This is a genomic window from Caulobacter sp. GW822-FHT07D08, from assembly GCF_058798735.1.
The window spans coordinates 395,536-415,844 of record NZ_JBXAKU010000003.1; the positions used below are offsets into that span (position 1 = coordinate 395,536).

The following is a 20,309-nucleotide window of genomic DNA, read 5'->3' on the forward strand; positions in this document are numbered from 1 at the left end:
CGCCATCATGCGGGAAGTGGTCAGATGTCGTCAGTCCAGGCGGACGACCATGATCGACTTGGGCGGAGCTTCCAGCGTCAGACCGCCCGCGCCGGCCTTCGCCGAATAGGGCTTGGGGACGACCGCGTTGGGGGCGTCGAAGGTGTTGACGCTGTCGACGCGCGGCGCCGTCATGACCTGGCCGGTGGCGGACGCGGCTTTGACGCCGGCGATGTCGGCTCGGATGCTGGCCGACTTGACGGGGTCGAGGTTGGAGACCGCCAGCCACAGCTTGCCCTGGGTGTCGCGCGCGGCGATGGCGTCGATGCGCGGCAGCGTGATGTCGCCCTGCGTATAGGTCCCGGCGTCGAACTTCACCGGCACGAAGGTCGCGTCCTGGAAGGGCAGGTACATCTTGTAGACGTGATAGGTCGGCGTCAGGACCATCTTGTCCTTGTCGGTCAGGATCATCGCCTGCAGCACGTTGATCATCTGAGCGATGTTGGTGATCCGCACACGGTCGGCGTGACGCGCGAAGATGTTCAGGTTGAGCGCCGCCACCAGCGCGTCGCGCATCGAGTTCTGCTGGACCAGGAAGCCCGGATTGGTGCCTTCCAGCGGCGCCAGCCACACGCCCCATTCGTCGACGGCCAGCGGCACCTTCTTCTCCGGATCATACTTGTCCATGATCGCGGCGTGCTTGGTGATCAGCCCGTCCATGCCGAGCGTTTCCTTCAGCAGCTTGGCGTAGGCGGTCTCGTCGAACTTGGTGCTGGAAAACGACGGCGGCCAGCCGCCCGTCGTGTAGGAGTGCAGCGACAGGCCTTCGATGTTCCAGGCCCAATCGTGCCCCTTCTGCGCGGCCATCACCGCCTCGGTATAGGCCGGCTTGCCCTGGTCGGGGCCGACGGCGATGCGCTGCATGGCGTCCGCGCCGGTCTGCTTGGGATTGTAGTTGCGCACGAAGCGGGCGTAGCGCTTCATCTGGTCGGCATAGTACTCCGGCCGCATGGCGCCGCCGCAGCTCCAGCTCTCGTTGCCCAGGCCCAGATACTTGATCTTGTAGGGCTCGCGGTGGCCGTTGGCGGCGCGTTCCTTGCCCGCCGTGGTCTCCGGATCGGCGGTCATGTACTCGACCCACTCGGCCGCTTCCTGGACCGTGCCCGAGCCGACATTGACCGAGATGTAGGCGTCGCTGCCGATCTGGCCGACGAAGTCCATGAACTCGTCGGTCCCGAAGGTGTTGGGCTCGACCGCGCCGCCCCAGTTGGAGTTGATCGTCTTGCGGCGACCCTCGATCGGGCCGATGCCGTGACGCCAGTGATATTCGTCGGCGAAGCAGCCGCCGGGCCAGCGCACGTTCGGCACCTTGATGTCGCGCAGCGCCTTGACGACGTCGGTGCGGATGCCGCGGACATTGGGGATGGTCGAGTCCTTGCCGACCCAGACGCCGCCATAGATGCCGCTGCCCAGGTGTTCGGCGAACTGGCCGAAGATGTTGCGATCGATCTTGGCGCCGGGCGCGCTGGCCTCGATGCGGACCGCGATCGGCGCATCGGTCTTGGTCTGGGCCAGCGCCGGCGCGGTCGCGGCGAGCGTAAGGGCGCAGGCGGCCATCGGCCACGTCATTCTGGTCATCTTGTCTCCCCTCGGCGCCTCTAGGCGCGTCGCTGACGGTCGCCTCGGCGCCGTCTTCCGTTGGTCAAAAGTCCGCGTCGATGTTCACTGGCCCTGTGCGCCGCCGTCGTGGGCGTAGACGCCCAGCAGAGCGCCCACGAAGCCGCCGGCCTTCTTGGTCGAGAGGATCGATCCATCCTCGTCGGCCTTCAGCGTCTTCCATTGTCCGGCGGCCAGGGCGTACGAGAAGTCGTAGGCGCCGCCCCGGGCGGTGACCTTCAGCCAGACGGGCGCATCGGCCTTCAGCGCTACGGGCGCGCTGGCGATCTTCACGCCGCCTTCCGGGTCGCTGGGGCTGGCGCGGCGTTCGAGCACGATCTCGTCTTGTCCCTGGGCGTTTCGCTCCAGGCCCAGAAAAAAGAAGTGGTCGTCGTTCTGCACGGCGACCATGCCGGCCTTGTCGCCGACCTTGGTCGGGCGGAAGCGCATTTCCGTGGCGGCGCTGGCGTTGAGGTGCTGCTGCCGCCGTCCCCAGAAGGAGGGCTGGGTCATGCCGCCGATGGTCTCGGGCCGCGCGGTCAGGATCAGCTTGCCATTGTCCAGTCGCCACCAGCGCTCCCGAGGTATCCGCATGGTCACCCAATTGAGCGGCAAGGCCTTGCCGTCGAACTCGTCGCGAACCTTGAAGGCGCCGGCCGTCGGCGGCGGCTTGGGCGTCATCTCCGGCAGGTCCGGCTTGGCGTGGACGTACGGAATGGTCTTGCCGTTCTCGAGAATGATCGGCCAGCCGTCCTTCCATTCCACGGGCAGAAGGAAGGTCTCCCGGCCGGTGTTGTAGAGGTCATCGCCGTAAGGGCGCACCGCCAGGAAGGTCGCCCACCACTTTCCGTCCGGGGTGTCGACCAGGTTGGCATGGCCGGCCGAGGTGATCGGCAGCGGGCGGTCTTTCGGCAGGCCGCGCTGGGTCAGGATCGGATTGTTCGGGTACGGAACATATGGTCCCCAGGCGCTCCTGGAGCGCAGCGCGACCTGGCTGTGGCCTTCCGCCGTGCCGCCTTCGGCCGCGATGAGGTAGTACCAGCCGTCCTTCTTCAGGATGTGCGGACCTTCTGGCCAGATGGGCTTGGAGGCGGGATTGACGCCCTTGTCCAGCAGGAGCTTGCGTTCGCCGACGGTTTTTCCGGTCTTGGTGTCGTAGGCGATCGCCCAGATGGCGCGGTGGCCCCTGTACTCGGCCGGGCCGGGCGGCTCGCCATTGAAGACGATCAGGGCGCTGCCGTCGTCATCGAAGAAGAGATACGGATCAATGCCCTCGACCGTCGGCAGCCACACCGGGTCGGACCAGGGGCCCTTGGGGTCCTTCGCCGTGATCAGGAAGTTGCCCTTGCAGTCGACACAGGTGTTGAGGAGGTAGAACGTGCCGTCGTGGTGGCTCAACGTCGGGGCGAACACCGCGCGCGAGAGGCCCAGACGCCCGAAGTCGAGCATGCCAGGGCGGTCGATGGCGTTGCCGATCTGCTTCCAGTGCACGAGATCCGTCGAATGGAAGATCGGCAACCCCGGGAACCAGGCGAAGGTCGAGCTGACGAAATAGAAGTCCTTGCCGACACGCATGACCGCCGGGTCGGGATAGGTGCCCTTGAGGATCGGATTGGCGTACTGGCTCGGCGTCGGTTTGAAGGCCGCGTCCGACGGATCCGCGCCTTCATATTCGAACCAATCGAACGCCGCCGTCGGCGCGGCGTTCGACGCCGTCTTGAGCGCCTGCGCATGACCTGATCCGGCGAGCAAGGCCAGGGCGGAGGCCAGGCTCAACATCCGTCCATGGAACGGTCGCCGCGATCGACGGCCTGGCGAAGCGTGGGCGAACATGGCGTTTCCTGTCTCCTGCCGCGTCGGCGCGCGGTCTTTATTATGTCGGGCAAGTCGCCCGTCCCAGTTGCCGTGCGTCACGGCCTGGCCCACCCTATCGCGCGAAACGAGGCAATGGTAGCGCTAACCTTTAGGATGATCCGGTTGTTCTTATCCAGCTTGTAGGCTGGCGGTCGGTCGTGCTTTTGTCGGAGTATTGTTACGTTGGCTCGCATCTGCAAGGGCTGATGTGCTCGATGCCCGTTCGACCGCTGTTCGAGAGCCATATGACGCTGACTCGCCGCTCCACGCTCGCCGTCCTCGGCGCCGCCTCGGCCCTGACCGCGGCGCCCGCGCGCGCCGCCCAGACCAAGGCCTCGCCGACGCGCCTCTGGTATCGCCAGCCGGCCAAGGCGTGGGTCGAGGCCCTGCCGATCGGCTCGGGCAAGCTGGGCGCCATGGTGTTCGGCGGCGTGGCGTCCGAGCGGCTGCAACTGAACGAAGACACCCTGTGGGCCGGCGGTCCATACGACCCGGCCAATCCCGAGGCGCTGGCGGCGCTGCCGGAGATCCGCCGCCTGATCGACGCCGGCGAATACGCCCAGGCCACCAAGCTGGCCGACGCCAGGTTCCTGGGCGCGCCCAGGCGGCAGATGGCCTACCAGACGATCGGCGACCTGAAGCTCGACTTCCCGGGGCTGGGCGAGGCGAGTAGCGACTATGTGCGCGACCTCGACATCGACGGGGCGGTCGCGGCCACGACCTTCAGGACCGGCGGCGTGCGCTATCGCCGAGAGGTGATCGGCAGTTATCCGGACGGGGTCATCGCCGTGCGCCTGAGCGCCAGCCGCAAGGGGGCGATCAGCGTCGATCTGTCCTTCGCCAGCCCGCTGAAGTCCAAACCCGTCGCGACGGTCGAGAGCGGCGTCCTGGTCCTGACTGGCGCCAATGAGAGCCGGGAGGGTATCTCCGCCGCCCTGACGTTCGAGTGCCGCGTGGAAGTCCGCGCCAAGGGTGGCGCGGTGACGGGACAGGGCGGCGTGTTGTCGGTCCGGAATGCCGACGAACTCGTGCTGCTGATCGCGGCGGCCACCAGCTATCGCAGGTACGACGACGTCTCCAGAGACCCCAAGACGCTGAACAACGCGACGCTGACCAGGCTCGTCGGCAAGCCCTGGGCGAAGATCCTGGCCGACCATCAGGCCGATCACCGGGCGTTGTTCCGTCGTGTCAGCGTCGACTTCGGCCGCACCCGCGCCGACCTGCTGCCCACGGACGAGCGCATCCGGCGGTCGCCGAGCACGGACGATCCTTCGCTGGCGGCGCTGTATTATCAGTACGGCCGCTACCTGCTGATCGCCTGCTCGCGCCCCGGCGGCCAGCCGGCCAACCTGCAGGGGGTCTGGAACGACAAGACCTCGCCCCCCTGGGAGAGCAAGTACACGATCAACATCAATACCGAGATGAACTATTGGCCGGCCGAGCCGACCCATCTCGCGCCCTGTGTCGAGCCGTTGATCGCGCTAGTCGAGGACCTGGCCAAGACCGGCGCGCGCACCGCCAAGGTCATGTATGGCGCGCGCGGCTGGGTCGCCCACCACAATACCGACCTGTGGCGCGCCACCGCGCCGATCGACGGCGCGATCTACGGCGTCTGGCCCACGGGCGGCGCCTGGCTCTGCAAGCACGTCTTCGACCACTACGACTACAGCCGCGACAAGGCCTATCTGGCCCGCGTCTATCCGCTGATGAAGGGCTCGGCGCGGTTCTTCCTCGACACCCTGGTCGTCGATCCCAAGTTCGGCGTGCTGGTCACCAGTCCGTCGGTCTCGCCGGAGAACGATCATGGTCATGGCTCCTCGCTGGTCGCCGGTCCGACCATGGACCAGGCGATCATCCGGGACCTGTTCGACAACTGCCTGAAGGCCGAAAGCGTCCTTGGCGCGGATCCGGCCTTCGTCGCCGAACTGACGGCGGCGCGCGACAAGCTGGCGCCCTACAGGATCGGCAAGGACGGCCAGCTGCAGGAATGGCAGGAGGACTGGGACGCCGACGCCAAGGAGCCTCAGCACCGGCACGTCTCGCACCTCTACGGCCTGTTCCCGTCGGACCAGATCGGGATCGACACCACGCCGAAGCTGGCGGCGGCGGCCAGGACTTCGCTGCTGAAGCGCGGCGACCTCACCACCGGCTGGGCCATCGCCTGGCGGCTGAACCTCTGGGCGCGACTGGGCGACGGCGACCACGCCCACAGCGTGCTGAAGCTGTTGCTCGGCCCCGAGCGGACCTATCCGAACATGTTCGACGCCCACCCGCCGTTCCAGATCGACGGCAATTTCGGCGGGACCTCGGGCATGACCGAGATGGTCCTGCAAAGCCGCGACGACCGCCTCTACCTGCTGCCGGCCCTGCCATCGGCCTGGCCGACCGGCCACATCACCGGCCTGCGGGCGAGGGGCGCGGTCGGGATCGACGTGCGCTGGGCGGGGGGCAAGCTTTCCGAGGCGGTGCTGACCGCCGAGGTCGACGGCCGCCATACTGTAGTTCATGGGTCATCGACCCTGGAGATCGAGATGAAGCAAGGTCAAAGCGTCCGCCTCGCGGCCCGCGACGGCGCCCTGGTGCGCGCATGAGCGGCCAGGCCCTCACCCCCAGCCGGCGCTCGGTGCTGCTGGCCGGCGCTGCTCTGAGCGTCACGTTCAGCGCCAAGGCTTCCGCCCAGACGCCCACGTCATTGCGCAAGGTCGAGCCGATCCCGGCCCGGTATGTGACGCTGGAGCCGTCGCCATTCGCCGACGCCATGGCGGCCAACCGCCGCTACCTGCTGTCGCTGGACCCCGAACGGCTGCTGCACAACTTCTATTGGTCGGCCGGCCTGCCGGCCAACAAGCCGCGCTATGGCGGATGGGAAAGCGAGAGCATCGCCGGTCACTCCCTGGGCCACTGGCTATCGGCCTGCAGCCTGACGGTGGCCAATACCGGCGATCCCGCCGTCGCGGCCGTCCTCGACCGCACGCTCGCGGAGATGGCGAAAATCCAGGCCGCCGAGGGCGACGGCTATGTCGGCGGCACGACCGCCGACCGGGGTGGCAAGGAGGTTCCCGGAAAGGTCATCTTCGAGGAAGTCCGGCGCGGCCAGATCGAGGTCACCTGGACGCTGAATGGCGGCTGGGTGCCGATCTACGCCTATCACAAGGTGCTGGCGGGGGTGATCGACGCGCACCTGCTGGCTCACAACGCGCGAGCCCTGCCGATCGCCCTGGGCGTGGCCGACTATCTGGCCGGCGTCCTGGCGCCCCTGTCCGACGAGCAGGTCCAGAAGGTCCTTTCCGTCGAGCACGGCGGTATCCTGGAATCCTACGCCGAACTGCATGCGATCACCGGCGACGCGCGCTGGCTGCGGACCGCCGAGCGGCTGCGCCACCGCGCTTTCGTCGACCCGCTGCTGGCCCGCCGCGACGCCCTGGCCGGGCTGCACGCCAACACCCAGATCCCCAAGGCCGTCGGCCTGGCGCGCTTCTACGAAACAACCGGCCAGGCCGATCATGGCGAGGCGGCGGCGTTCTTTCACCAGACGGTCGTCGATCACCACAGCTATGTGCTGGGCGGCAATTCCGAGCGCGAGCACTTCGGTCCGGCCGATCAACTGGCCGGCACGCTGACGACGGGCACCTGCGAGGCCTGCAACACCTACAACATGCTGAAGCTGACGCGGCATCTCTATGCCTGGAAGCCGGACGGCGCCCTGTTCGACTACTATGAGCGGGCGCAGCTCAATCATATCCTGGCGCATCAGCGTCCCGACACCGGTCAGTTCGTCTACTTCATGCCGCTGCAGGCGGGCGCCAAGCGCGACTATTCCACGCCGGAAGACAGCTTCTGGTGTTGCGTGGGCTCCGGTATGGAAAGCCACGCCAAGCACGCCGACAGCATCTTCTGGCGCGGGCCGGACGCGATCTATGTCAATCTCTTCACGCCCTCGACGCTGGATCTGCCGGGCGACGCGCGGCTCGAACTGCGGACTCGCTATCCCGAGCAGGGCGAGGTCGTGCTTCGGGTGGCTCGTCCTTCGGCGACAGCCACGACCCTGGCCATTCGCCGCCCCGGCTGGGCGCAGGGCGCGCGGATCGCTCTGAACGGTAAGTCGATCGCCGCGCCGGTTTCGGACAACTACTGGCGCGTGACGCGCGCGTGGCGGGCCGGGGACACGATCACCGTGACCTTGCCGATGACCTTGCGCGCCGAGCGGCTCAAGGGCGCCCCGGCCACCTACGCCTTTCTCAGCGGACCCTTGGTCCTGGCGGCCGATCTCGGACCTTCGGACAAGCCGTTCGACGGCCCCGCGCCGGCGCTCCTGGCCAAGGCCTCGCCCACCGACACCCTTGTCCCGGGCGGCGGGGTTCATCGCTACGCCACGGTCGATGTCTTGGGGCAGAGTCAAACGCTGCGGCCGTTCAACGCGCTCTATGACCGGCGCACGGCGGTCTACTTCCAGACCTTCACGCCAACGGACTGGAAGACTCGGCGCCAGGACTATCTGGCGTCCGAGGCGCAGCGGGCCGACCTGGCGCGACGGAGGATCGACGTCTTCCATATCGGCGAGATGCAGCCCGAGCGCGATCACGGGCTGACGGCGACGGCCGGACAGCCGGGGACCTTCTATGGCCGCCACAGCCGGTCGATCCCCGAGGGCGCGGAGGTGTCGTTCACGATGGCGCGTCGACCCGGCGCCGCGTTCCTGCGCGCGACCTATTGGGGCAACGACGCCGACCGCGAGATGGCGATCGAGTTCGACGGACGGCAAGTCGCCGTGGAGCGTCGGTCCGGACCCAAGCGCAACGACTGGGTCATCGTCGACTACCCGCTGCCGCCGAGCGACCAGAAGCGCTCGAAGGTCAGGCTGATCGGTCGCAAGGGGACGAGTGTCCTCTATGGACTCGAACTGATCGAGGCGCCGCGGCGAGACGCCTAAACAAAAAAAGAGGCCAGGCGCTGGACGCCTGGCCTCAGTGATCGAGGGGGAACCTCGGTTAGAAGCGGAAGCGAACACCCGCGCGGTACATCCGGCCGATGATGTCGTAGAGGGCCGGGTTGGCGTAGTTCGGTGACTTGGCCGGATCGCGGTCGAACAGGTTGTCGACCTTGAAGTAGGCGGTCACGTCCTTGCGGATGTTGTAGGTGCCGCCGACGTCCATGTAGAACGCGCCCGGCATGAAGTTCTTGTCGATCGTCGGGTTGTTGACGGTCGAGACCGGGCAGCTGCCCGTCGCGCAGACGACGTACTGGTTGCCGTAGTTGCCGTCGGTGAACCAACGCTCCTGCAGCGTCAGGCTGAAGCGGTCGGTCTCGTAGCTCTGGATCGCCAGCCACTTCCAGTTGGGGGTGTTGCCCTGGTTCACGCCCGCGGAGTCGACCGGGGTCGTGCCGGGCAGGCCCGAGTCGGTCCAGAAGTCGCGGATATGGGTGGCCAGGGCCCGCAGGGTGAAGTTGCCTGACAGACCCAGCGGCTGCTGCCAGCGATAGCTGGCCTCGATGTCGAAGCCGCTGGTCTTGATCGACGCCAGGTTGAAGGACTGGACGTTGATATAGTTCGGGCCGCTGGTGTTGTTGAGGTTATAGGTCCCGCAGGTCTGCGGCAGGATGTTGCGATAGCAGTAGTCGACGATCTGGGCCGCGCCCAGGCTGGAGACGACATCGTCGACCTTGATCTTGTAGTAGTCGAACGACGCGCTGAAGCCGGGCAGCCAGGACGGATTGGCCAGGACCACGCCGATCTGGGAGTTGCGCGCGATTTCCGGCGTCAGGTTCGGGTTGCCGACGGCGTTCTGGATCGCGACCACGTTTCGGTTGTTCACCGGATCGAAGAAATTCGGCAGCGTCGTCGTGACGGGCGCCGCGAACAGTTCCGACAGGTTGGGCGCGCGCACGTCGCGCGAGGTCACGCCGCGGAAGCGCAGGCCCTCGATCGGCGTGTCCCAGGCGCCGCCCGCCTTCCAGGTCCAGATCGTGCCCGAGGTGCTGTAGTCGGTGACCCGCGCCGCGGCGTTGAAGTTGGCGCGGCCGACGGTGTCGTTGTCGAACAGCGGCAGGTCGACTTCCAGGAAGGCTTCCTTGACGTTGTAGACGCCGTCGCCGTTCTTGTAGTTGCCCGCGTGCCAGTTGTTGCCGACGGACGCCAGGATGGGATCGGCCGGATAGGAGCCATCGTTAGGGCTGCGATCGGCGACGCCGGCGCCGTACGGGTCCGCGCGAACGGTGTAGTACTCCCGGCGGTATTCGGCGCCGAAGGCCACCGACAGCGGACCGGCCCACAAGTCGATCGGCGCGCCCGAGAAGTTCAGGCTGGCCACGTCCTGTTTCATGCGCAGGCGTTGGAAGGGACCGGCGGCGGGCTGGACATATTCCAGGGCCGAGGCCGAGGGCGGCCTGCCGCCAAAGATGTTCAGCGGCTGACAGCCATTGGCGCGCGCGATCGGATCGGCGCAGACGATCGCGCCGTTCAGCGTGATGGCCTGGATCGCCTGGTTGAAGCGCGGCGTCAGCAGGATGTGGTCGACGTCGACGACGGTCTTGTTGACGCCGTGCTGGTAGTAGGCGTCATAGGTCCAGTCGGAGCCTACCGCCGCGAACTTGCCCTTCAGGCCGGCGACAACGCGATACTGACGACGATCAGTGTGAACCTCGGTGTTGGGCAGCACGGCGTTGCTGGTGCCGTACTGGAAGCTGGTGACGCCCGCCGTCGCGCAGGCGGCTTGGACAGAGGCCGGCACGTACGGGTTCGAGCACTGCAGCGTCAGGCCGGTCTTGTTCATGCCGTTGACGGGCTGGTTGCTGGTCTTCACCTGGCCCAGATTGAACGAGACGTAGGCTTCGTTGTTCTCGGCGAAGTCGTAGCCGATGCGCCCATAGGCCACCTTGCGCTCGATCTTGGACTGCAGCGTGCGACCGCTGTCGACGTTGCCCGACAGGTCGCCGCCAACGCAGAACCCCGGAAGACAGCCGTTGACGGCGCCCCCGGCGGTCTTGGAGGGCACGCCGTTCGATCCGTACTGGAACTGGAACGGGTTGCCGCTCTGGTCGAAGGCGATGCCCTGCAGCGGACCAGCGGTGATCAGGCCGTACTTGGTGTAGGCGTACGGCTGGGCGTTGTCGCGCATCAGGTACTGCGGCGAGCCGTCGTCGGTGACGTTGCGGTTGATCATCGTCGTCTGGGTGAACCAGTGGCGATCACCGGCCAGATCGAGGCCGAAATCGCCTGGGCCGACGCCGTTTTCCTTGGCCCACTCCACGCTGCCGACGACGTGCACGCGGTCGCCCGCGAAACTGCGGCCGCCGGCCAGTTGCACCAGGCCCTGTTCGTTGTCGTTGTACTTCGAGATGCCGGCCTGGACGTTGCCTTTAAGGCCCTCGAAGCGGGTGTCGGTGATGAAGTTGACGACGCCGCCCACCGCGTCCGAACCGTAGGAGGCCGAGGCGCCGCCGTTCACGACGTCGACGCGCTGGATCAACAGTTGCGGGAACAGGCTGACGTCGGTGACGCCCGTATAATAGGCCCCAACCACGCGCTGGCCGTCCAGCAGGGTGAGGGTGCGGATCGTGCCCAGGCCGCGCAGCGAGAACGAGCTCAGGCCCTGCTGCCCGCTGGATGTGCTGAAGGTGTTCGTCGCCGAGCCGCTCGAGCCCTGTAGCGACGGCAGTTGGACGATGGTGGCGAAGATGTTCGGCTGGGCGTTGTTCTGGATCTGGGCTTCGCCGATCACCGAGGTCGGCGTCGGCGCGGTGAAGCCGGTGGTCTGGATGCGCGTGCCGGTGACGACCACCTCGGTGACCGTGGCCGCGTCGTTGGCTGGCGTCGAAGCGGGGGCCGTTTGGGCCAGGGCGGGCGCGGCCGCGAACAGGGCCGCGGTCATCGCGCCGGCGCTGGCCGACCGCAGAATCCGGTCCCGAATCCGTGTGGTGCTGTTCCGAGCCTCGATCTGGGCGCGGCTATGCGCGCCGCCGCCCTCCGAGGACGTCATGCCATTGGCGTTCATTCTCATCCCTCCCTATCCGCAGGCTCACCGGCTCCGCGTGCTTGATCGTCGCCATGGCCAACCGCGATGGTAACGTTATCAGTTATCTTGGTATGGCCGCCGCCCCAGTGTCAATACTCCGACATATTATCGTTGAAACGATCGTTCTGGTTCGCTAGTCGGTTGTGGATTGGCGAGTGAAACCGCGCCAAACCTCGACGAAGGCGGGTCGGCGTTCTCGCCGATCGGGGATGATAACGTTACCGGGGGAGGGGGCGTGTCAGCAGGTCAGGACGACGGTCGAGCGCTTCGACGTCCGCGCTTCGCCTACATCCGATGGACCATTCTGGGCCTGTTCGTCCTGGCGATGGTGCTCAACTACCTGTCGCGATCGGTGCTGGGCGTCGCCGCGCCGATGGTGCTCAGCGAGCAGTCGATCTCCAGCGAGCAATATTCGTGGATCACCAGCGCCTTCCAATTGGGCGTGATGTTCCAGCCGCTCCCGCGACCTGTGGGGCATCGCCCTGCCCAGAATGCTCGCCGATCCAGTATGGGGGATGCTGTCGTTCTGGATGCCGCTCTACCTGATGCGCGTGCGCGGCTTTGATCTGAAGCAGATCGCCCTGTTCGCCTGGCGGCCAATCCGTGCGTCGCCCTGGCGCTGCTATGCGTTGGCGGCTTCGCCCATCAGACCCTGTCGGTGACGGTGATCACCATGGCCTCGGACCTGTTCCGCCGTGACGAGGTCGCGACGCCCGCCGACTTCGCCCTCTTCCGCAACGAAGGTCGGGGTGACGACTAGCTCCGGGGCGGCGAGGTCGATAGCCGGCGAACGAGTTGGTGATCGAGCACCCGGTCGCGGTGATCGCTCAGATGGGCCTCGGCCCCGGAGATCTGCGCCGCCAGCAGGCCGAGCGCCTCGGCGGCCAGCTCGCGAACCGGCTGACGCACCGTGGTGAGCGGCGGCCACAGGGTGACCGCCGCGGCGGTGTCATCGAACCCCGCGACCGTGAGTTCGCCGGGCACGTCGAGGTGGCGGCGGTGCGCGACCGACACCACGGCCGCGGCCATGTCGTCGTTGCTGGCGAAGATCGCCGTCGGCGCGGGTGACGCATCGAGCAGGAGCTCGGCCGCCGCGAGGCCCGAGGTGAAGCTGAAATCGCCCTGGGCGATCATCGTCTGCACGTCGTCGGCCTCCCGAACCGCGGCGTAGAACCCCGCCAACCGCTCGGCGCTCGCCGCCTGGTCGGGATTGCCGAGGATGAAGCCCAGGCGGCGATGCCCCTCGGCGATCAGATCTCGCGTCATTTCGTAGGCGGCCCGCCGATCGTCGATCCGTACGCAGATGGCGCCCGTCACGCCATAGGCGCCGACCGCCGCCAGGGGCAGTCGCGCCTTACGCAGCACCTGCAGGACCGTGGGGGATTCTCCCAGGGGAGGGGCCAGGATCACGCCGCGCACGCCGGCGGCGATCAGGGTCTTCAATTCGGCGTCCTGGGGCGGACGCCCGCCTTCGCCGCCCTTGAGCAGGATCAGGCGGGCTCCGCGCGTGGACGCCTCTTCGTAGACCCCGGTCAGGAACTCGCTCATGAAGGCGGCGCTGGGATTGGAATAGACGACGCCGATCCGCAGCTCCGCCGACGTCACGAGGCTGCGCGCGGCGACGTTCGGCGTGTAGCCCAGGCGGTGGATCGCTTCGGTGACGATAAGGCGTGTGTCGGGGCCCACGCCCGGGCGGGCATTGATCACGCGCGACACGGTCATGGGGGAAACACCGGCCGCGGCCGCGACATCGACAATTGTTGGGCCGCGGGCGCCCTCAGTATTTCTGGCCAATCGTCTACCCCGCCACCGTCATTGAAACCCTACCTAGTCGATTGTCGGCTCGACGCAAAACCAGCGCTATGGGGCGGGCGGACCTGCCAGTGGCGTCACGATTATCGGTATCGCCACTGTTATTGGTTGGACAGGTTCAAGTAAATACGATTACGTTAACGCAACCATTCCGCAATCTGTCTTACAGATCGGGGGCGTGGCGCGGCCTTGGACTTGGTTTCGAGGCTCCGCCGCTTTCGTCCTTTGGCCGCGAGCTTTCGACTGCCCGCTTTCCCCCTCCTGGGCGGCCCGCCCGAGCCCGGTCACATCGCCAGGCTCGGGCGGCTTTTTTATCTCTCAACTTTATCTCTCAACGCGTGGCGCCAGCCAAACTTGGTCGCCCATCAGGACGTGACAAACGCCCAGCTTATTTGTAGGAGTAAAAAGCCGGAATGATACCGGTCACAAAGTCAAAAATGGGAGGTTGCGCCATGGAGCGGATCAACAAAGATCGCCGGTCGGCGTGGGTGAGGGCGGTGCGCGTGGGACTTGCCGCGGGCGCCATGGCCGTGACGTGCGCCGTCGCCGCGCCCGTCCAGGCTCAGGCCGACAAGATGACGCCGATCGCGACACCGGCGCAGCCGAAGGCGATCGAGCTGGGAACCGGCGCGCTGCCGGGCGCCACCGCCGCTGAATCCTGGCACAGTCAGTATGGCAGCGTGTTCGCGCGCAACGTCACCGTCGCGACCTTGACCCCGTTCCTGCCCGATCCGGCCAAGGCCACGGGCGCGGCGGTCATCGTCGCGCCGGGCGGGGGTTTTCGCACCCTGTCCATGGAAAATGAAGGCTGGCAGGTCGCCCAGGCCCTGGCCGACAAGGGCGTGGCCGCCTTCGTGCTCAAGTATCGCCTGAACCAGACGCCCGCCGACATGCCCGGCTTCGAGCGGTCCATGACCGAGATGTTCGCCAATACGGCGCGAAACCCGCGGCCAAATCCCGAACAGGCCATCGCGGGTCTGGCCCCGCAGATCGCCGACTCCCGCGCCGCCTTCGCGCTGGTCCGCAAGCGCGCGGCCGAATGGCATGTCGATCCCGACCGGATCGGGATGGTCGGGTTCTCGGCGGGCGCCATGTTGACCATGGCCACCACGCTCGCGGGGCAGGACGCCAAGCCCGCGTTCATCGGGACGATCTATGGCTCGCTGGCGCCCGTCACCGTTCCGGCTGACGCGCCGCCGCTGTTCGTCGCGCTGGCGGCTGATGACCCTTTCTTCGCGAACGGCGGCTTTGGCCTGATCGAGAGCTGGCGGACGGCTAAGCGGCCTGTCGAGTTCCACCTTTACGAACAGGGCGGCCACGGCTTTGGCATGTATCAGAAGACAACCACCAGCACCGGCTGGTTCGACGCCTTCGCCCGCTGGATGGGAATGCACGGGCTCCTGAAACCGGCGAGCGCTCGCCTGTCGCGGGGGAACTAGCCTGGACGGCTAGATCGGTCGCGCACCGAGGATATGGATCACATTCGCCGGGCGATACGATTCCGTCGGCGGGCTCGGTGCGCCACCGGATGATACGGTTTGTTGAACATCGCGCGGCGTACGTCTTCCAACGCGCCGGTCAGCGAATTGGGGGTAAATAGGCTTTTGTTTTCGCGGAGGTTTTTGGCGCGCAGATACGGATGCTGCGGAGAACTATGAGTGGCCGCTAGCGATTTGAGACATCCCGAAGACCATGAGCGACGCTCGCTTCTAGCGCTGATGGCCGCCGGAGCGGTTTGAGGTGCGAACTGGGTTCGCACCTCAAACCAATTATGCACATTCCGCTAAGGCCAGAAGATTGTCGTTCCACTGGTTATCAGCATGGGTGCGCAGGTACTTTCCGTGGGCACCGTTCACCACTCCAACATCGGCGCGCTTGCCGTTGACCAGGGTATAGAAGGTGTTCGTCTTAGCTTCGATGGACGCGATCACGTCTTGAGCGCTCCAGCGCCAAGTTGCGCCACCAAGGTGGGTGATCGCTTCATGGGTGCTGTTGCGGTTGGGCTTGGTGATGCAAGTCACTTGGGCGTCGGCCATGGTCTTTCTCTTTTTCGGGAGCAGGCGAGTGGTGGCGCCGGACTAGCCGGCGCCACCGTCGGCTTAACGAGGGCGCGGCATCGGCGGAGTGTACGGACGATCCGGCAGCGACGGCCGATAGGGCGGCGTCACGGGATAGTTCGGGTACTCCGGGATGTTCGGGCGTTGAGGATACTCCACCATCGCTCCCTCCTAGCGCTTGCTGTTGGGGGTGCGATGCGTGGGCGTCCAGGTGGAGCCCGGCGTCGTCGTCGGCGGCAGCCGGGTATTATCCGGAACCGTCGCGTAGTTCGGCCGAAGGCCGCCGCGTGGGCCTTGCTCCTGATAGATGCCCCCATTGGGGCCGGTGTTCGATCCAGGGGGAAGTTGCTTGGGCATATTGCCCTCCTTAGCTGTCATTCACAGAAAGCTGAGGGCGCTGTGGATCGTTGACCTTGCATGGTATGCAGGGCCTGCTAGGTGATTCGCACAGCGTCGCGTCAGCGTCGTTGCGGAGGGGAGAAGACGGTCCGGTCCTCAGAAAACTTGGGTCCGCTCTCCTCTCCGGTCATCTCATCCAGGTCGCGTCGCGCCAGCCTGAGCCGAGATAAGCATTTCAGTTATTCCTGTTTCGTTCTCGGGTCCTTCTTCAGGGCTGTCGGGAGCCTATAGCGTCATGGCTACTTCGTTTTAGCACTCTGGTCTAGTGTCTGCTAACGAACTATCCACAACATGTTGTGGTAGGCAGTTTGTTAAGGCTTTGCGATCATCGCGACGCACCTAACTATGGTTCGATTCGGCATACCGATGAAATCCGACCTCAGGCCTGCGGCTTGAGGACATTCAACCGCTCCAGACAAGCTTTCCTGGCTCCGAACGCGAGCCAGCGATCACCGCGCCACCAGTCGACATTGGTGAGCCGCGCTTGAGAAGCTGAACACCCAAGCCGACCCCCCTTCGGAGATCGGAGCGCGCTGTCCGACTTGAAGCCCCTCCAGCTCAACCTCCTGCATCTCTTGGCACCGAACGTGGCCGGACGGACCGCACCAAGGAATCGGACCGACGCGATATTCGCCGATTGAGATAACCTAGATTGACAAAACCCGCAACACAACAATAATCTTGTTTCCATGCTACCTGACTTCATCACCGTAAGCGCTTTGGCGCCTTGGCCGGTCCTGCCGCCCGGCATTCATGACGCCACCTTGGAGGAGGTGAAGGAGCGTTTCGGGACGACACCTCATCGAGAATGGCTGTTTGGTGGTTTTGTGCGGGTGGTGGAGGCGCTTCGGCGAGCGGGTTGCTCGACGATCTTCCTCGACGGCAGTTTCATCACCGCCAAGCCGCACCCTGGCGACTTCGATGGACTCTGGGACCTGAACGGTGTCGATCCCGACGCACTCGATCCAGTGCTGCTTGATTTTGACAACATGCGCGCAGCGCAGAAAGCGAAGTATTTTGGAGAGATGTTTCTGATGCAGCTGCCGCACCAACCCGGCCTGCTTCCATTCTTCCAAAAGGAGAAATTCTCCGACGAGCCGAAAGGTATTGTCCGGATCTCGCCCGGCCCTGCGCGTGGAGCGAACGTATGATCACCAATGAAAAACAATACCGGTCGGCCCGGGCGGCCATTGACCGGTTTAACGCTGAGATTGCCGACCTAGGAAACGCCCAGGATGGCGTTCACCCGGCATTGCGCCGCGCCCAGATCGCCGGCCTGGAAAGCCAGGCCGCTGAGTTGGACGCAGAGGTGCGTGAGTACGAGCATCTTCAATCGGGGGCCGTGACGACGTTCGAAGCCGAGGGCTTGGCTGATCTGCCTGATATTCTGATCAGGGCACGGATAGCGCGGGGCATGAGCCAGCGCGACCTTGGGACTTTCGTAGGCGTCGCAGAGCAACAGATCCAACGTTACGAGGCCGAGCGGTACCGCTCGGCCAGTTTGGAAAGGCTGTCCGAGATCGCTGCCGCGCTCGACATTACTGTCGTTGGAAGCGCGCAACTTCGCGCGGAGCCGCCAACAGAAACCGGTCCTGAGAGCGCTTGGTCGTTCCCTGTCACCGAGATGTTCAAGCGTGGCTATTTCGAAGACTTCGATGGGTCGGCAGCGCAGGCGCGCAAGGAAGCAGCGCACCTCATTCCAAATTTTTTCCGCCACGCGGCCTACGATTGGACGCAGACGGCACTGCACCGCAGGTCTGTCCGTGCTCAAGGAAATGTGCAGCTAGCGGCCTTGGCAGCTTGGGAGGCGCGGGTTTCGATGCTCGCCGACCGGCGGCCGCCGCTGATTCCCTTCCGCCGGGAGGTGATCTCGCACGAGTGGCTGCATTCCCTCGTGCGCCTTAGCGCCCGAGACGACGGCCCCCAAGCTGCGGCCGACCATCTCCGTGCGTCGGGTATGGTTCTAATAGTCGAGCCTCAACTGCCGGGGACGCTCTTGGACGGCGCTGCTCTTCAGACGGCGTCCAACCACTTCGTCGTGGCTATGACCTTGCGCCATAACCGACTGGACAACTTTTGGTTTACTTTGTTGCACGAAGTCGCCCACTTGGCTCTTCACGTGGGTCAGGGGAGCTACCGGGCCATTTTCGACGAGATCGAAAGTCCAGGCACGTCGCCGATCGAAGATGAAGCCGATGGATTCGCGCAAGAAGCGCTCATTCCGGCCGCCCAGTGGCGAACCTGTGTGTCACGTTTCACCCGGACCGAACGCGCGGTGCGAGCCGACGCCGCAAAACTCGGCATCCACCCAGCCATCGTCGCTGGTCGTATTCGCCGGGAGGCGAACGACTACACCCTCTTGGCCGGCTTGGTCGGTTCCGGCCAGGTGCGTCAGCAATTGACTTGAGCGAACCCATGGCGATCACAGTTCTCGACTATGTGCCGGTGCTGAAATGGCGCCAGGGTGAGTACCAAGCGTTGATGCGCCTGGACGAGATACATCGAAAGCGCGTCGTGCCCCTGATCGAGGTGACAGCGCCGGAGTGGGACTTCGAAGAGGGTAGAGCCAAGAAGACGCTGGCGAAACAGCTTGAGCCCTTTGTTCCTCGCCTCAAAGCGAAGTGGGGTAGCCAGCCCGCGTTCTTGGATACGCACTTGCTCAACCCGACCGACCGCATGCCGGGCGGGGTCCATCCTCTGACTTACCTGTTGGACGGTGCGCGGGCCGACGGAGCGCAGCTAACCCCAGTCACTGGCCTCGAACGCGATTTAGCGCACTACAACGCCGTCGCGGCCGCAGCTTTGCTTGACGGATTCGGGATTGCAGTGCGCTGCAGTCTTGATGAAATCGCTGACCCGGATTTCCCGACGACGTTTGCGCGGGTCGTTGGGCACTTAGGCGTGGACTCATCAGACGTCGATTTGATCATTGATCTCGCGGCGAAGAACTTCGAACCGCTCGACGATCTCGTCGATCTGGTGTCGGCGCTTCTCCAGGCAGAGCCAATCTATGATGAGGTCCGCACTCTGATCCTCGTCGGGACGTCATTTCCGGTCTCCATGGGCGACATCAAGGGACCAAGCCAAACTGTGCCGCGAATGGAATGGAAGCTCTACAAACGGCTGGTCTCGGCTCTACCCGCCGATTTCCACCCTCCGACATTTGGGGACTACACCATCTCCTCAGCGGACATCCCAGGAGGGGACATGCGGCTTCTGAAGCCAGCGGCTTCCGTGCGCTACACGATCGACGACGCTTGGCTGATTACTAAGGGCAAAAATGTCCGCGATAATGGCTTTGAGCAATTTCGCGACCGCTGCGAGGATGTCGTAACGTCCGGAAAGGCCCTTCCGCCTGGATATTCAGCTGGCAGCGATTACGTCCGGGGTTGTCACGCCAAAACTGAGAAAACCGGGAACCTCACCACCTGGCGGTGGGTTGGGACCAATCACCACATCACAAAGGTCGTGGACGATCTCGCCAGCTTGTTCGGGTCCTGAGCGTCGTTCGGACGAGCCGTGCCAGTTGGGCTTTAGGCATGCGGCGAGCCAACTCCGCGTATAGGACAGCGCGCGGTTCCCGAAGCAGCTTGGGATCGCAGCCCATTTCGAATAGCACGGCATGAACCTCATCGCGCCACAACAGCCGAGCCAAGCTCACAGCGTCGGTCTCGCGATTGGCACGCTCATCACGTAGTCGGCGAAAGACAATCGATCCGTTCGCGGCACGACGCGCGGCGACAACTCCCCACCATTCCGGCAAGAGTTCTAACGCAGCAGGCAGGTGTCGCTCCGAGGCGATTAAGGTCGCGCGATCAACGACCAGGCCATAGGCATGCACCTGACGGGGAAGGCGCTCAAGACTATCCGCCTCGGCCTTAATCTCAACGCCTCGGATGTGACCATTGATTACGGCGATATCGACGCGAGAAGCGCCGTGAGTGAGGCCAAGCTCTTCGACAACAAGCGTGTTGGTGCATTGCCGGGCGTGGGCCAACAGGCGACGAAGGGCTGCCGTCCGAAGATCCGCATCTTTCAACCGCTCTTGCATGGGCCTGTCTAACTCGGCGAGCGCGGAGCGAGCAATTGAAGATGTTGTCGCTCCCGCCGTTCACCTTGGGACACGGCGGCGCCAGATTGTTGCAGCAGCATCGCCTCAATGCGCGGGTGCATCTAGTACCGCATGCACTGATGACTGAAATCCGCGGCCTGGACGCGGGCGGGCGGGAAGAAACGCGGCGATGACTGAGTCAAGAGACTGATAGGCGAGACAGCCTTTGCGATCGTTGATTTTAGGACCGCGATTACGACGGCAAGATTGAAGCATCCGGCCCAGGTGGCCGGGATGCGCTTGTCTGCACACTGGATTTTCCCAGCCTGTCGTGTGGGGCGTGGTCCGGTGAAAAGCTCGGAATCCATGGATTTCAAAACGCGAACCGGGCCCAATTTTCTAGGGCGAGATAAAAGGACAGGGACCTGACGGCCCCATGTCGTTGATGGTGCTGAGTATTTTTAGGGACCAGCCCTAAAGGTCTGGTCC

The 20,309-nt window shown here is 65.0% G+C and carries 14 protein-coding genes and 1 pseudogene; 8 read left to right on the top strand and 7 right to left on the bottom strand.

What is annotated here, in order from left to right; genetic code table 11:
- Positions 1-30: 30 nt before the first annotated feature.
- Both AC1RJ9_RS08405 and AC1RJ9_RS08410 read right to left on the bottom strand, forming a co-directional pair.
- On the bottom strand, positions 31-1,608 hold the full coding sequence (locus AC1RJ9_RS08405; RefSeq protein WP_492837810.1) for an alpha-N-arabinofuranosidase: 1,578 nt from the start codon (positions 1,606-1,608) through the stop codon (positions 31-33).
- A gap of 93 nt (positions 1,609-1,701) precedes the next feature.
- Positions 1,702-3,414 (bottom strand): glycoside hydrolase family 43 protein, encoded by a 1,713-nt coding sequence (locus AC1RJ9_RS08410; RefSeq protein WP_492837809.1) that lies wholly within the window; start codon positions 3,412-3,414, stop codon positions 1,702-1,704.
- A 320-nt stretch (positions 3,415-3,734) separates the two neighbouring features.
- Here AC1RJ9_RS08410 and AC1RJ9_RS08415 point away from each other — a divergent pair, with 320 nt between their 5' ends.
- Positions 3,735-6,080, top strand: a complete 2,346-nt coding sequence (locus AC1RJ9_RS08415; protein WP_492837626.1) for a glycoside hydrolase family 95 protein — start codon at positions 3,735-3,737, stop codon at positions 6,078-6,080.
- Positions 6,077-8,419, top strand: a complete 2,343-nt coding sequence (locus tag AC1RJ9_RS08420; RefSeq protein ID WP_492837625.1) for a beta-L-arabinofuranosidase domain-containing protein — start codon at positions 6,077-6,079, stop codon at positions 8,417-8,419. The genes AC1RJ9_RS08415 and AC1RJ9_RS08420 overlap by 4 nt, the downstream gene beginning before the upstream one ends.
- Positions 8,420-8,477: 58 nt before the next feature.
- On the opposite strand, the gene AC1RJ9_RS08425 is transcribed toward AC1RJ9_RS08420, so the two are convergent.
- Positions 8,478-11,357 carry a TonB-dependent receptor domain-containing protein gene (locus AC1RJ9_RS08425; RefSeq protein WP_492837808.1) on the bottom strand — a complete coding sequence of 960 codons (2,880 nt, stop codon included), beginning with the start codon at positions 11,355-11,357 and terminating at the stop codon, positions 8,478-8,480.
- Positions 11,358-11,736: 379 nt separating this feature from the next.
- Between AC1RJ9_RS08425 and AC1RJ9_RS08430 the strand changes: the two genes are divergently transcribed.
- Positions 11,737-12,066: a hypothetical protein gene (locus AC1RJ9_RS08430; RefSeq protein WP_492837624.1), complete on the top strand. Its 330-nt coding sequence runs from the start codon at positions 11,737-11,739 to the stop codon at positions 12,064-12,066.
- Positions 11,963-12,228, top strand: a pseudogene (locus tag AC1RJ9_RS08435) (MFS transporter); the annotation flags it as partial. The gene AC1RJ9_RS08430 and the pseudogene AC1RJ9_RS08435, both read left to right, overlap by 104 nt.
- 29 nt (positions 12,229-12,257) lie before the next feature.
- Here AC1RJ9_RS08435 and AC1RJ9_RS08440 read toward each other — a convergent pair.
- Positions 12,258-13,259 (bottom strand): LacI family DNA-binding transcriptional regulator, encoded by a 1,002-nt coding sequence (locus AC1RJ9_RS08440; RefSeq protein WP_492837807.1) that lies wholly within the window; start codon positions 13,257-13,259, stop codon positions 12,258-12,260.
- A 506-nt stretch (positions 13,260-13,765) separates the two neighbouring features.
- On the opposite strand from AC1RJ9_RS08440, the gene AC1RJ9_RS08445 reads away from it, so the two are divergent.
- Entirely contained in the window at positions 13,766-14,752 is a 987-nt protein-coding gene (locus AC1RJ9_RS08445) for an alpha/beta hydrolase (RefSeq protein WP_492837623.1), read from the top strand.
- A gap of 330 nt (positions 14,753-15,082) precedes the next feature.
- Here AC1RJ9_RS08445 and AC1RJ9_RS08450 read toward each other — a convergent pair whose 3' ends face one another.
- Together AC1RJ9_RS08450 and AC1RJ9_RS08455 are read right to left on the bottom strand one after the other, a co-directional pair.
- Positions 15,083-15,349, bottom strand: a complete 267-nt coding sequence (locus AC1RJ9_RS08450; RefSeq protein ID WP_492837622.1) for a DUF3892 domain-containing protein — start codon at positions 15,347-15,349, stop codon at positions 15,083-15,085.
- 192 nt (positions 15,350-15,541) lie between these two features.
- On the bottom strand, positions 15,542-15,727 hold the full coding sequence (locus AC1RJ9_RS08455; RefSeq protein ID WP_492837621.1) for a hypothetical protein: 186 nt from the start codon (positions 15,725-15,727) through the stop codon (positions 15,542-15,544).
- Positions 15,728-16,458: 731 nt separating this feature from the next.
- Between AC1RJ9_RS08455 and AC1RJ9_RS08460 the strand changes: the two genes are divergently transcribed.
- The 3 genes from AC1RJ9_RS08460 to AC1RJ9_RS08470 are packed head-to-tail and all read left to right on the top strand — an operon-like array spanning position 16,459 to position 19,270.
- Positions 16,459-16,920: a DUF6932 family protein gene (locus AC1RJ9_RS08460; protein WP_492837620.1), complete on the top strand. Its 462-nt coding sequence runs from the start codon at positions 16,459-16,461 to the stop codon at positions 16,918-16,920.
- Positions 16,917-18,176, top strand: a complete 1,260-nt coding sequence (locus AC1RJ9_RS08465; protein WP_492837619.1) for an XRE family transcriptional regulator — start codon at positions 16,917-16,919, stop codon at positions 18,174-18,176. The genes AC1RJ9_RS08460 and AC1RJ9_RS08465 overlap by 4 nt, the downstream gene beginning before the upstream one ends.
- A gap of 8 nt (positions 18,177-18,184) precedes the next feature.
- The gene (locus AC1RJ9_RS08470) at positions 18,185-19,270 is read left to right on the top strand and encodes a beta family protein (protein WP_492837618.1); all 1,086 of its coding nucleotides are present in this window, start codon (positions 18,185-18,187) and stop codon (positions 19,268-19,270) included.
- Here the strand turns inward: AC1RJ9_RS08470 and AC1RJ9_RS08475 are convergent.
- Complete coding sequence (locus tag AC1RJ9_RS08475; RefSeq protein WP_492837616.1) at positions 19,227-19,820, bottom strand: sce7726 family protein; 594 nt, start codon at positions 19,818-19,820, stop codon at positions 19,227-19,229. The genes AC1RJ9_RS08470 and AC1RJ9_RS08475 overlap by 44 nt on opposite strands.
- Positions 19,821-20,309: the final 489 nt, after the last annotated feature.